Raw genomic sequence first — 13,331 nt, 5'->3', positions numbered from 1 at the left:
CTTTACCATCTGCTTCCATATGCTTCTGAATAGAATCGAATATTTCGATTTATACTATTATAACTATCAATTTTACAGATGATTATTTCTACTATATACTAAAAAGGCGTAATGTACAAGAGACAAAAGAAAGAGGATAGGATATGGAGACAGTTTTTCAAACAGTAAGTAATAAATTTTTGGACATCTTTTACGGGATATTCCATATTTTGTGGGGAGATTTTATTACAGTCCCTCTTCCGGGAGGAAGTTCTCTGGGAATTTCCCTGCTGGTGCTGATTTTGATTCCATCGGGAATCTATTTTACAGTCAGGACCAGATTTCTTCCTTTCCGTCTTTTTTCAGATATGATCCAGGTGGTTACAGAGAAAAAGGGAAATGGACAGAAGGACGGGATTTCCGGCGTACAGGCCCTGATCGTGTCTACGGCAACAAGAGTCGGTATGGGAAACCTGGTGGGCGTAGTGGCAGCCATCTCTGCCGGAGGGGCGGGGGCTGTGTTCTGGATGTGGCTCATTGCCCTTCTGGGGTCTTCCACAGCTTTTGCAGAAGCCACTCTGGCCCAGCTTTATAAGGAAAAAGATCCCCTTTACGGCGGTTATCGGGGAGGCCCTGCCTATTACATACATTACTTTTTCAGAAAGACCAGAGACAGGAGCAAGAAATCCATTATGGCCTGCCTTTTTGCCCTGTCTGGTCTTATCTGCTGGTGCGGCATCAGTCAGGTAATAGGAAATTCTGTTTCCTCTGCCTTTGAAAATGCATTTCAGATACCGCCCCTTTATACCACCATTTTTCTTGTGGCTCTGGCAGCGGTAATTGTGCTCAGAAAAAACGCTTCAGTCCGGGTACTGGACATCATGGTGCCAGTGATGGCAGTGTGCTATCTGCTGGTTACGGTTTTTATCATTGTCACAAATCTGGGGGCCCTTCCGGGAGTCTTCCAGCGGATCTTTGCAGAAGCTTTCGGTTTCCGCCAGGCAGTAGCAGGAGGAATCGGAGCCGTTATCATGAATGGAGCAAAGAGAGGACTTTTCTCCAATGAGGCAGGTTCAGGCTCTGCTCCCTGCGCAGCAGCTGCCGCAGATATCAGTCATCCTGCTAAAGAAGGGCTGCTTCAGGCTTTAGGCGTATTTATTGATACTCTGGTCATCTGCAGCTGTACCGCTATGATCATGCTGCTGACTCCTGAGAGCATGACTGCAGGACTGGAGGGCATGGACCTTCTCCAGACAGCTATGAACTATCATCTGGGAGGTCTGGGAGGCGCCTTTATTGCCATAATCCTCTGGCTTTTCAGCTTTTCAACCTTTATCGGCATCTTGTTTTATGCAAGGTCCAATATCGCTTATCTTTTTGGAGATAACTGGATTTCTCAGAATCTGTATAAGATCCTGGCGCTGGTCATGCTTTTTGTGGGAGGCCTGGCGGCCTATACTTTTGTCTGGGATCTGGGGGATTTCGGCGTGGGGCTTATGACCATTTTTAATATGACGGCTCTGATCCCCATGGCTCCTCAGGCTCTGAACGCTCTGAAGGATTACGAAAAGCAGAAAGAGAACAAAAAAAGTAAGAGGAGAGGAAAAGATTGACCATTGTATTTTCCTTTTAATTGTAGTAGCATTTTACTGTACTTTTCTTTTGGACGAGATCAAGGGGAAGGGATCTGAAGTGGGATGCCCACTTCGTTTTCCAAAAGCGAGACTTGAATAAGTAAGGAGAGGACGTAGAGGAAATGCTTCAGATTCAACACATTTGTAAGGAATACCGAACAGGAAAGCTGGTGCAGAAGGCTCTTGATGATGTAAGCCTGAATTTAAGAGATAATGAGTTTGTAGCAATCCTGGGACCCAGTGGTTCGGGAAAAACCTCCATGTCTTTGTTCACAGCTTTATCCCTGAGCTTTAACAACTTGCGTACCAAGAAGGCAAGGACACTTCTGACTTCTTTTGCCGGATCTATCGGTATTATTGGTATATCACTGATTCTGTCCCTTTCTACAGGGGTAAATAATTATATTCAGAATGTTGAAGAGGACACATTATCAGAATATCCTCTTCAGATACAGAGTACAGGAATGGACTTTACTTCCATGCTTTCTGCCGACAGTGGCGGAAGCGAAGATGAGGAAGAGGCTGGAGAGATAAATGTAATCCAGATGGTGACAGATATGTTCTCTACAATGGATTCCAATGATCTGGAATCTCTCAAGGAATATCTGGACAGCGGAGACAGCGGAATTGAAGAATATACCAATGCCATTGAGTACTCCTACGATGTTGTGCCTCAGATTTATCTTCAGAAAGATGAAGATGTCCGACAGGTCAATCCGGACACCTCCTTTGAGGCCCTGGGTATTGGATCCTCCAGCAGCTCCAGCAGCATGATGTCTTCTATGATGAGCACAGATGTGTTTTATGAAATGCCGGAAGATACAGACCTGTATATGGACCAGTATGATGTGAAGGCAGGCCGGTGGCCGGAGAGATACAATGAGTGTGTTTTGGTGCTTACCTCTGGAGGCGGCATCAGTGATTTTATGCTCTATACTATGGGACTGCGGGATTCTGTAGAACTGGATAAAATGATCCAGCAGTTTATTAATGAGGAAAATGTGGAAGTTCCCGAAGATATGGGAACCTATACCTACGAAGACATCCTGGGAATTACCTTTAAGCTGGTAAACAGTGCAGACTGCTATGAATATGATGAGCAGTATCAGATCTGGAGAGACAAGACAGATGATACAGAATATATGAAAAACCTGGTAGACCAGGGAGAAGACATCACCATCGTGGGCATTGTCCAGCCCAGTGAAGGTGCTAATGGAGCTCTTCTCAGCGCAGGTATTGCATATCCTTCAGATCTGACTGAGCATGTGGTACAGGAGGCAGAAAACAGTGAGATCGTTCAGAAACAGCTGGAAGATCATACAGTGAATGTCTTTACCAATGAAGCCTTTGGAGAAGAAAGCAGCCAGAGTGATTTTGATATGAATTCTCTGATCACAGTGGATGAAAGGGCTCTGCAGGAAGCGTTCCAGTTTGATGAAAGCGCTATGACAGAGGGACTTTCCGGAACTTTTGACTTCTCCGGAATGGAAGGCATCGATCCGGGAACTCTGGACCTTTCCGGTATGCTGGACTTGGGAAGCATCACCCTGGACCTGCCTGAGATGCCTGAGATGAACCTGGGAGATCTGATGAGCAGCCTGAATATCCAGGTGACAGCAGAAGATATGGAAACTATGATTTCCGGCCTGATGGAGGGCTATCAGGCTTACGCCCAGGAAAATCCCCAGGCGGATTACTCTCAGCTGGGAACCTATTTCCTGAATTACCTTCAGACAGAAGAAGCCAGGACCATTCTCTGTGACAGTGTCAAAGATATTATGGCACAGAACGGGACTATAACTGTGTCTGGGGATCAAATACAGGCTATGTTCCAGGAGATTCTTGCAGGTTATCAGGCCTATGCAGCTCAGAATGGATATACAGACCCAGAGATGTTTGATGACTATCTTCTGGAATACCTTCAGACAGAAGAAGCTCAGACAATCCTGGAAAGATGGGGAGGGGAAATCTTCCAGACCAACGGAGAAGTCTGGGTGACTCAGGACCAGTTGGAAGCACTGGCCGGAAATATAGCGGCAGGCTACCAGACCTATGCTTCTGCCAATGGACTTCCGGACCCTGCACAGATTGACGACTATTTTATGGAATATCTGAGTACGGAAGATGCCCAGCAAAGACTGACCCAGGGACTTTCCACTATGATTGACACAGGCAGCCTTCGGGATCAGATTTCCCAGTCTATGGAGGGATATATGCAGGAACTGATGGCCTCTTATTCCGGAACTTTAGGCCAGGCTTTGGAAAGCCAGATTTCTTCAGCAATGGAGCAGATGATGACTCAGATCAGCAGCGCTATGGAGACTGCTATGACCCAGGCTATTGCTCAGATCGGAGAGAATCTTCAGTCTGCTATGAACATTGATGCAGAGGCTTTTTCTAATGCTTTTACCGTGAATATGAGCGGAGATGAGATGGCGGAGCTTTTTATGTCTATGAATTCTACCCAGGATGCTACTTATGAGAACAATTTGAGAACCCTGGGATATGTGGATTTTGATACACCAAGCGGTATTGATATCTATCCCAAAGATTTTGAGAGCAAAGAATCTGTAGTAAACATCCTGGATGCCTATAACAGCCGCATGGAAGCAGAAGGAAAAGATGAGCAGGTGATCACTTACACCGATGTGGTTGGCAGCCTTATGTCTTCTGTGACAGATATTATTGACATTATTAGCTACGTACTTATCGCTTTTGTAGCCATATCCCTGGTAGTATCCTCTTGTCCCTTAGGGAGAGGCAGTTCCTCATACCAGGCCCCTCTTTTTTCTCCCCTGTAGCTGGAATACAGGAGATACAGATGAAAGCACGCTTTTTCTTGCGTGCTTTTGCTGTTTGTGGTAATATAACAGATAAGAAAAGAAGAAAAGGTGAAAAGAGATTATGGCAGTAACAATACAGCAGATTGCTGAGAAGGCAGGAGTTTCCAGAGGAACTGTGGACCGGGCCCTCCACAACAGAGGAAGGATTAATCCACAGGTAGCAGAACGGATCTGGGAACTTGCAGATGAGATGGGCTATGTGCCCAAAGAGAGAAAGAAAAGAGAAAACGGCAAAAAGAAAATAAAAATAGGTGTGGTGACTCAGCTTGCCAAAGCATCTTTTATGCTGGAGGTAAACAGGGGAATCCGGACGGCTGCTTTAGAACTGGCTGACCGGGGTATTGAACTGATTTTAAAAGAGGGTATTTACGTAGATGAAGAGGAACAATTAACGGCTGTCCGGGAATTGCTTGAGGAAGGAATACAGGGACTGGCGATTATGCCAGTGGATTGTGAAGGCGTCAGGGCAGAGCTGAATCGTCTGACAGATGAAGAACATATTCCGGTGGTGACTTTTAACTCAGATATTGTGGGGACCAGAAGGCGCTGTTTTGTGGGAATGGATAACCGGCAGAGCGGGAGAACTGCCGCAGGGCTCATGGGGCTTCTCACAGGCGGCAGGGGAAAGGTTTTGCTTATCACAGGATATTTCAGCAATGATGTAGATAACCAGAGGGTAGATGGCTTTATTGAGGAGGCAAAGAAAAGTTATCCAGATCTGGAGATTGCAGGTGTTCAGGGCAGTTTCGATGACACTGATGAGGTAGAGCGGATTGTGGAGAACGCTATGACAGGTATTGCCGGGATCAGAGGGATCCTGGTAGTCTCCGGAGGCCAGGCAGGAGTGGGAAGAGCCTTTGAAAAGCTGAATATCCAGGACCGGCCTTATGTGATCATTTATGACCAGACGCCTAAGAATGAACGGGCTTTAAAGAGCAATGTAGTGGATTTTCTTATTGACCAGAATGGATATGTGCAGGGCTATCGTCCGCCTCATATTCTGGCAGATCTTCTTCTAAAAGGAAGGGAGCCGGAAAGGGAATTCTGGTTCACAGATATAAATATAAAAACAAAATATAATTTGTAAGGACACAGAGACTGCTGTATTGAACAGAAAGGGAAAATATTCCCCGATATGTTTTATGAGGCAGTCTCTTTTTATGTATGCGTGCCAAGAAAAATGCGTGCAAAATATAAAATAACGCAAAATATAAAAATGTACGCAAAAAGCACTTGTGCATTTTGCCGTAAAGTGTTATTATGAGCATATAAAGAAACTGTACACTATCAGTAATGAGAACTGAAAGAAAAGGAGAAAGTAAAATGGGAGAAATCAAAAAACTGGGTTACTATGTAAACGGTTCTTTTAAGGAATCTAAGACGGAGAAGTACACAGATGCTTACGATCCAAGTACGGGAGAAGTGATCGCGAAGGTTCCCTGCTGTACCCCTGACGAAGTAGAGGAGGCTATCCAGGCAGCGAAAGCGGCATTCCCAGGCTGGTCTGGCACACCTGTAAAGAAAAGGGTCCAGATCCTTTACAAGGTACGGGAACTCCTTTATGCGCATATGGATGAGCTGACTATGTCTGTGGCAAAAGAGAACGGCAAGGCCTGGGCAGAAGCAGAGGGAGATGTGCTGAAAGCTATCGAAGGCACAGAGCAGGCGATTTCCGCACCTTCCCTTATGATGGGCGAGAGCCTGATGAACGCATCTAAAGGATATGACACAGTTTCCTACAGAGAGCCTCTGGGAGTTTTTGCAGGTATTATTCCTTTTAACTTCCCTGCTATGATCCCTATGGGATGGATGACTCCTATCTGCATCGCCTGCGGTAATACTATTGTACTGAAAGCAGCTACTTTTACACCTCAGACCTGCATGCGCATTGCAGAACTGTATAAAGAAGCCGGACTTCCTGACGGCGTAATCAATATTGTTACCTGCTCACGCCATGAGGCAGAGATTTTCCTGAGCCATCCAGATGTAAAGGGTATTACTTTTGTAGGCTCCACCTCTGTTGGAAAACATATTTATGCTACGGCAGCTTCCAATGGCAAGAGAGTACAGGCTCTCTGCGAAGCTAAGAACCATGCTCTGGTACTGGAAGATGCGCCTATTGAGAGAACAGCAGCAGGAATCATCAACGCTTCTTTTGGATGTGCAGGAGAAAGATGTATGGCCCTTCCTGTAGTGGTAGTACAGGAAAGTATTGCTGACCAGCTGGTAAATGCCATTGTAGAAAAAGCAAAGGCACTGAAAGTAGGACCGGCTTATGACAAGGCTTCTGGCATGGGTCCGGTAATCAATGCTAAGCATAAAGAATCTGTGGTTAACTGGATCAATAAAGGTATCGAAGAAGGTGCAGAACTGGTACTGGACGGAAGAGACATTGTGGTTGAAGGCTATGAGAACGGCTTCTACGTAGGACCAACAATCCTGGATCATGTAAAACCGGGAATGACTGTAGGGGACAGAGAAATTTTCGGACCAGTGCTCTGCATTAAGAGAGTAAAAGATTTCGAGGAAGGTCTGGCTGTAATGAATGCAAATCCATTTGCAAATGGATCTGTGATCTTTACACAGAATGGTCATTATGCAAGAGAATTTGTCAGCCGCACAGACGGAGGTATGGTAGGAGTAAATGTAGGTATTCCTGTACCTATCGGCATGTTCCCATTTAATGGACACAAACAGTCCTTCTTTGGAGACCTCCATACTCTGGGCAAAGACGGCTACCGTTTCTATACAGAGCGGAAAGTAGTTACCACCCGGTGGTTTGATGAAGAAGAAAAGAAAGTAAAAACCGTTTCTACATGGGACGGAACCATCTGATGGCCGGATACGCCTTAAGCACGGAGAAAAACGGAGGTAAGGTATGAAATATATAGAATTTGACCAGTCCAGGCCTATGGATCTGGTACTTCTGGGACGAGTGGCCATTGACTTCAACCCTGCGTACAATGACCAGGTAAAAGAAGAGTTTAAGCCTTTGAAAAAGGTACATATGTTTGAAAAATTCGTAGGAGGCTCCCCTGCAAACATTGCGGTGGGAGTCACCCGCCACGGACTGAAGGCAGGATTTATCGGAAAAGTTTCCGACGACCAGTTTGGAGATTTTGTTACCGAGTATTTCCAGGAACAGGGAATTGATACTTCTCATATTACAAGATGTAAAAATGGAGAAAAACTGGGCCTGACTTTTACGGAAATGCTGTCTCCAAAAGAGAGCAGCATCCTGATGTATCGGAACTGTATCGCAGATCTTCAACTTCATGTAGATGATATTGATGAAGATTATATCCGTCAGACCAAGGCCCTTCTGATTTCAGGAACCTCTCTGGCAGAAAGCCCTTCCAGAGAAGCGGCTATTAAGGCTGTTATGCTGGCAAAGAAGAACCAGACCAAGGTAATCTTTGACATTGACTACCGGGCATACAACTGGAAAAACAGCGACGAGATCTCTATTTACTATTCTATAGTGGCGAAAGAAGCAGATATTATCATGGGCTCCAGAGAAGAATTTGACCTGACAGAAAAACTGATAAGACCTGGAATGACCGATGAAGAAAGTGCTGCTTACTGGCAGAACTGTAATGCAAAGATCGTGGTGATCAAGCATGGTATGCAAGGCTCTACTGCCTATACCTGCGATGGAGAAAAGTTCAGCATTAAGCCATTCCCTGTAGAAGCCAGAAAAGGCTTCGGCGGAGGAGACGGATACGGCTCAGGATTTCTTTATGGCCTGTACCAGGGCTGGCCCATCATAGACTGTCTGGAATTTGGCTCTGCAGAGGCTTCTATGATGGTGAGAAGCAATAACTGCTCAGATTCCCTTCCCGGCCCCCAGGAGGTCCATGATTTTATAAAAGAGGAAAAAGAAAAATTTGGCGAGATGATCGCAAGAGTATAGAGACCAGAAAAGGAGAGTAGAGGTCATGGGGAAAACAACCAGAATGACGACGGCCCAGGCCATCGTGAAATTTTTAGATAATCAGTATGTGTCCATGGACGGCGTGGAGACAAAGTTTGTAGAAGGCTTCTTTACAATTTTCGGTCATGGTATTGCAGTAGGTCTGGGAGAAGCTCTTGATACAAATCCTGGACAGCTCCGTGTCTTCCAGGGAAGAAATGAGCAGGGCATGTGCCATGTGGCGACGGCCTTTGCAAAACAGAGCAGCCGGAAACGGATCATTCCCTGCGCTTCATCTATAGGCCCAGGTGCAGCAAATATGGTAACAGCCTGTGCTACTGCTACAGTAAACAATATCCCTCTGCTGGTATTTCCTGCGGACAGTTTTGCTTCCAGGCAGCCAGACCCAGTGCTTCAGCAGCTGGAGCAGAGCAGCAGTCTGGCAACAACTACCAATGATGCATTTAAGCCCGTATGTAAATACTGGGATAGAGTTACCAGGCCGGAAATGATCATGACAGCTCTGATAAATGCCATGCGTGTGCTGACAGATCCGGCGGAGACCGGTGCATGCTGCATCGCCCTGTGCCAGGATGTAGAGGGAGAATCCTTTGATTTTCCAGATTATTTCTTCAAAAAAAGAGTGCACAGGATTACCAGACCTGTGGCTGTAGAGGAAGAACTGGAGGACCTGGTTCAGGTCATTTCAGAGGCCAAAAAGCCTCTGGTCATTGTAGGCGGCGGCGTACGCTATTCAGAAGCTGGAGAGACCGTGGAGAACTTCTGTGAAGAATTCGGGATTCCTTTTGGCGAGACCCAGGGAGGAAAAAGCGCCTGCAGATCCAGCCATCCCTATTGTCTTGGCGGCATTGGAGTAACAGGAACTTATGCTTCTAATATTATTGCAAAGGATGCAGATGTAGTCATTGCTGTAGGCTCCAGACTGTCAGACTTCACTACCAGTTCCAAGCATTTGTTCCGGAACGAGAATGTGCAGTTCGTGACCATCAACAACAGCCGTTTCCATGCTTATAAGATGGATGCCGTTAAGGCAGTGGGAGATGCAAAGGTGACAGTTGAAGCCCTGGCCGGGAAACTGCGGGCCAAGGGTTATCATTCAGCCTATACAGATGAAATCAAAAAGGCAAAGGAAGCCTGGGATAAAGAAATGGAGCGTCTGGGAGCTATTGCCTATACAGGCGAGGATTTTGAACCTCTTATCAAAGCAAGAGATCCCAGAACTATACCGGAGTTTGTGAAGCTGACCAAAGGCGTGATCACACAGACTGCCGCCCTGGCTGCAATTAACAGGACGATTGATAAAGATGCCACAATTATTACAGCAGGAGGCTCTCTGCCAAGCTGTATGCAGAGAATGTGGAGAACAGATAAACGGGGCGGCTATCATGCAGAATATGGTTATTCCTGTATGGGATATGAAGTGGCTGCTACTCTGGGTGTAAAATTCGCAGAACCGGAAAATGAGGTCTACTGTGTAGTAGGAGATTCCAGTTTCCAGATGCTTCACAGCGAGATTATGACTATTATGCAGGAGAGACAGAAAGTCAATATTTTGATCTTCGATAACTGTGGCTTTGGATGTATCAACAATCTGGAGATGAATCACGGGATCGGCAGTCTTGCCACAGAGTTCCGCTATACAGACGGCAAGAAGCCTACAGGAGATCTGATCCCGGTAGACTACGCTAAAATCGGAGAGGGATACGGACTGAAGACCTATACCTGCCATACTATAGAAGAGCTGGTAAATGCCCTGGAAGACGCAAAGAAACAGGATAAGGCCTGCCTTTTTGACCTGAAGGTGCTTCCAAAGACCATGACTGACGGTTATGAGTCCTGGTGGGATGTGGGAATTGCCACTACCTCAGAAAAAGAAAGCGTGCGGAAAGCCTGTGAAGGCGTTCTGAAAGGAAGAGAAGAGGCCAGAGTATATTAAGGAGAGAAGCAAAATGGGAAAAGTATTTGGTTACCCGGAATTCGATGAAAAGGGAGAAAAAATCCTGACTACCTATGATAATGACTACAAAGATATGATGATGGACATCCGTGTTTATCGTATGAAAGCAGGTGAGACCAGGACATTTGGTTTTGAAGGAGAAGAGACAGCAGTGCTGCTTCTGGAAGGAAAAATAACCTTTTCCTGGGATGACCAGAAGGCTCAGGTGAGCCGGGAAAGTGTATTTACAGAAGGACCCTGGTGCGTTCATGTGTGTACCGGAGCAAAAGTTTCTGTTACCGCAGATACAGAGGCAGAGATTTTGGTGCAGAGGACAAAAAATGAGAAAGAATTTCCAGGAAAACTCTATAAGCCGGAGGATGCTCCCTGGGGTTATTCCTGTGTGGGAAAATTTGGGAATGTAGCAAAGAGAAGAGTTAATACCATCTTTGATCACGACATTGCTCCCTGGTCTAATATGGTCCTGGGAGAGGTGCTCAATGACAGAGGAAATTGGTCAGGATATCTGCCTCACAGACATCCCCAGCCAGAGACTTATTATTTTAAGTTTGACCGTCCGGAAGGCTTTGGCGCCAGCTTTGTAGGAGATCAGGTGTTTAAGAGTGTGGAAGGAAGTTTCTCTGCCATTCCGGGAGGAGAGCTTCATCCACAGGCAGTGGCTCCGGGATTCCAGATGTATACCTGCTGGATGATCCGCCACATTGACGGAAATCCCTGGCTGCAGACAGACCGCTGCGAAGACGAAAAATATACATGGCTCCATGAGGCGGAGTTTTAGACAGAGGGAGAGAAAAAAATGGCCAGAGAGTTTATTATGCCGGGACATATTATTTCAGGACCGGGAGCATTGGAACAGGCAGGAACATGGTTTGCCTCTTTTGGGAAAAAAGCATTTATCGTTACAGATCAGATGATGATCCAGCTGGGAAACTGTCAAAAACTGGAAGAAGTGTTAAAAGCTCATGGGGTAGATTACTACATCTTCAGTGAGATAACAGGAGAGCCTACAGACCTTATGGTAAAAAAAGGGCTGGCTGCATACAAGGAACAGAGCTGTGATTTCCTCATCGCTCTGGGCGGAGGAAGCGCTATTGACGCCATGAAAGCAGTGGCCTCCCTGGCAGAGTCTGGCGGAGAGATTTCCGACTACATGGGAAAAGAGATTCAGGTAAAAACTCCTCCTATGGCTGCCATTCCTACAACTGCAGGAACCGGGTCAGAGGCTACCCAGTTTACGATTATCACAGATACAGAGAAGGACATTAAAATGCTCCTGAAAGGGCGGGTGCTTATGCCGGATATGGCAGTGATCGATGCCAGATTTACCATGACTGCGCCGCCTAAAATTACGGCGGCCACAGGTCTGGATGCACTTTGCCATGGAATAGAAGCATATACTTCCAGGAAGGCTCAGCCTATGTCCGATACCTTTGCCCTTTCGGCAGTAAAACGTATTTTCAGATATCTGCCTAAGGCTTACAGAGACGGGAAAGACCAGGAGGCAAGAGAGCAAATGGCTCTGGCAGCCCTGGAAGCAGGGATTGCTTTTAATAATTCCTCTGTGACGGTTATCCACGGTATGAGCCGTCCTATCGGAGCCCTGTTCCATGTAGCTCATGGACTGTCTAATGCCATGCTCATGAAAGAATGTCTTACTTTTGCTCTTTCTGGGGCAAAGGAAAGATTCGGGGACCTTGGAAGAGTTGTGGGAGTCGCATCTGAAAATGATACAGATGCAGAGGCTGGCAGAAAATTTCTGGCCGGAGTAGAAGCCCTTGTAAAAGAACTGGATATCCCTGATCTGGAGGGCGCAGGGATCCAGCGGGAGAAATTTTTTGAATTGATCGACAAAATGGCTCATGACGCCATGGAAAGCGGAAGCCCTCAGAATACTATGAGAGATATAACCGAAGAAGAAGTAAAAGAAATTTATAAAAAACTTTGGTAAAAGGAGAAGGAAGAATGGTTAAGGTAGGTATTATCGGAGCAGGAAGAATTGGGAGAGTACATATTACCAGTATCACAACAAGAGTCCCTAACGCAAAGATCAAGACAGTGGCAGATCCTTTTCTGTCAGAAGAGACAGCAGACTGGGCAAAAAGCATGGGAGTAGAAAAAACTACAAAAGATTATAAGGAAATCATTGAGGACCCAGAGATTGACGCAGTGCTGATCTGCTCTTCCACAGATACGCATTCACCTATTTCTGTAGAAGCGATTAAGGCAGGAAAACATGTATTCTGTGAGAAGCCTATTGATCATGATGTAGAAAAGATCATGGAAGTAATTAAGGCCCTGGAGGGAACAAACCTGAAATATCAGGTAGGATTTAACCGGCGTTTTGACCATAATTTCCAGTCTCTTCAGGAAGCAGTAGCTCAGGGAAAAGTGGGAACTCCTCAGATTATTAAGATTACTTCCAGAGACCCTGAACCGCCCAGCATCGATTACGTAAAAGTATCCGGAGGCATGTTCCTGGATATGACAATCCATGATTTTGACATGGTTCGTTTCCTGGCAGGCTGTGATGCAGAAGAAGTTTATGTTCAGAGCGCAAATCTGGTAGATCCTGCTATTGGAGAGGCTGGAGATGTGGATACGGCAGTGATCACTCTGAAAATGGAAAATGGAGCCATTGCGGTGATCGACAACTGCAGAAAGGCTGTTTATGGTTATGACCAGAGAGCAGAAGTCTTCGGTTCCGAAGGAATGGCTGCAATTTCCAATGACAGCCAGTCTAACATGGTAGTCAGCAATGCTCAGGGAGTTACAGGGGAGAAACCAATGTTCTTCTTCCTGGAGAGATATATGGACGCCTATGGCAAAGAAATCGCTGCCTTTATTGATGCTATTGAAAACGATAAAGAGACGCCCCTTAATGTATATGACGGCTTAAAGCCTGTGCTTATGGGACTTGCAGCTAAAAAATCCAGCCAGGAACACCGTCCTGTTAAAATTTCTGAGATTATGGGAGAATAGGAGGA

At 45.9% G+C, this 13,331-nt stretch carries 9 protein-coding genes; all 9 read left to right on the top strand.

Annotation, left to right across the window (positions count from 1 at the left end; all coding sequences use genetic code 11):
- The first annotated feature begins 143 nt into the window (after positions 1-143).
- The 9 genes from B5G00_RS03155 (at position 144) to iolG (ending at position 13,326) form a co-directional block, all read left to right on the top strand.
- The gene (locus B5G00_RS03155; protein ID WP_087268346.1) at positions 144-1,592 is read left to right on the top strand and encodes an alanine/glycine:cation symporter family protein; all 1,449 of its coding nucleotides are present in this window, start codon (positions 144-146) and stop codon (positions 1,590-1,592) included.
- 143 nt (positions 1,593-1,735) lie between these two features.
- Entirely contained in the window at positions 1,736-4,414 is a 2,679-nt protein-coding gene (locus B5G00_RS03150) for a hypothetical protein (RefSeq protein WP_087268343.1), read from the top strand.
- A gap of 103 nt (positions 4,415-4,517) precedes the next feature.
- Positions 4,518-5,543, top strand: coding sequence for a LacI family DNA-binding transcriptional regulator (locus tag B5G00_RS03145; protein WP_087268338.1), 1,026 nt, complete (start codon positions 4,518-4,520; stop codon positions 5,541-5,543).
- 236 nt (positions 5,544-5,779) lie between these two features.
- Positions 5,780-7,291: a CoA-acylating methylmalonate-semialdehyde dehydrogenase gene (locus tag B5G00_RS03140; RefSeq protein WP_087268335.1), complete on the top strand. Its 1,512-nt coding sequence runs from the start codon at positions 5,780-5,782 to the stop codon at positions 7,289-7,291.
- 43 nt (positions 7,292-7,334) lie between these two features.
- Complete coding sequence (iolC, locus tag B5G00_RS03135; protein ID WP_087268332.1) at positions 7,335-8,369, top strand: 5-dehydro-2-deoxygluconokinase; 1,035 nt, start codon at positions 7,335-7,337, stop codon at positions 8,367-8,369.
- A gap of 25 nt (positions 8,370-8,394) precedes the next feature.
- Positions 8,395-10,326: a 3D-(3,5/4)-trihydroxycyclohexane-1,2-dione acylhydrolase (decyclizing) gene (iolD, locus tag B5G00_RS03130; RefSeq protein ID WP_087268329.1), complete on the top strand. Its 1,932-nt coding sequence runs from the start codon at positions 8,395-8,397 to the stop codon at positions 10,324-10,326.
- A 13-nt stretch (positions 10,327-10,339) separates the two neighbouring features.
- Positions 10,340-11,125, top strand: a complete 786-nt coding sequence (locus tag B5G00_RS03125; protein ID WP_087268325.1) for a 5-deoxy-glucuronate isomerase — start codon at positions 10,340-10,342, stop codon at positions 11,123-11,125.
- An 18-nt stretch (positions 11,126-11,143) separates the two neighbouring features.
- On the top strand, positions 11,144-12,295 hold the full coding sequence (locus B5G00_RS03120) for an iron-containing alcohol dehydrogenase (RefSeq protein ID WP_087268322.1): 1,152 nt from the start codon (positions 11,144-11,146) through the stop codon (positions 12,293-12,295).
- A gap of 14 nt (positions 12,296-12,309) precedes the next feature.
- A complete protein-coding gene (gene iolG, locus B5G00_RS03115) occupies positions 12,310-13,326 on the top strand; it encodes an inositol 2-dehydrogenase (protein ID WP_087268320.1) in 1,017 nt (338 codons plus the stop codon).
- Positions 13,327-13,331 lie beyond the last annotated feature (5 nt).

The organism is Blautia sp. An46 (genome assembly GCF_002161645.1).
Classification (GTDB): Bacteria; Bacillota; Clostridia; order Lachnospirales; family Lachnospiraceae; genus Blautia; species Blautia ornithocaccae.
The sequence above is the reverse complement of the archived record's forward strand: the minus strand, read 5'-3'. Positions and strand labels throughout refer to the sequence as shown.

Coding starts and splice junctions, on each gene's coding strand:
- B5G00_RS03155 (WP_087268346.1), top strand. CDS start 144: ATGGAGACAGTTTTTCAAACAGTAAGTAATAAATTTTTGGACATCTTT.
- B5G00_RS03150 (WP_087268343.1), top strand. CDS start 1,736: ATGCTTCAGATTCAACACATTTGTAAGGAATACCGAACAGGAAAGCTG.
- B5G00_RS03145 (WP_087268338.1), top strand. CDS start 4,518: ATGGCAGTAACAATACAGCAGATTGCTGAGAAGGCAGGAGTTTCCAGA.
- B5G00_RS03140 (WP_087268335.1), top strand. CDS start 5,780: ATGGGAGAAATCAAAAAACTGGGTTACTATGTAAACGGTTCTTTTAAG.
- iolC (WP_087268332.1), top strand. CDS start 7,335: ATGAAATATATAGAATTTGACCAGTCCAGGCCTATGGATCTGGTACTT.
- iolD (WP_087268329.1), top strand. CDS start 8,395: ATGGGGAAAACAACCAGAATGACGACGGCCCAGGCCATCGTGAAATTT.
- B5G00_RS03125 (WP_087268325.1), top strand. CDS start 10,340: ATGGGAAAAGTATTTGGTTACCCGGAATTCGATGAAAAGGGAGAAAAA.
- B5G00_RS03120 (WP_087268322.1), top strand. CDS start 11,144: ATGGCCAGAGAGTTTATTATGCCGGGACATATTATTTCAGGACCGGGA.
- iolG (WP_087268320.1), top strand. CDS start 12,310: ATGGTTAAGGTAGGTATTATCGGAGCAGGAAGAATTGGGAGAGTACAT.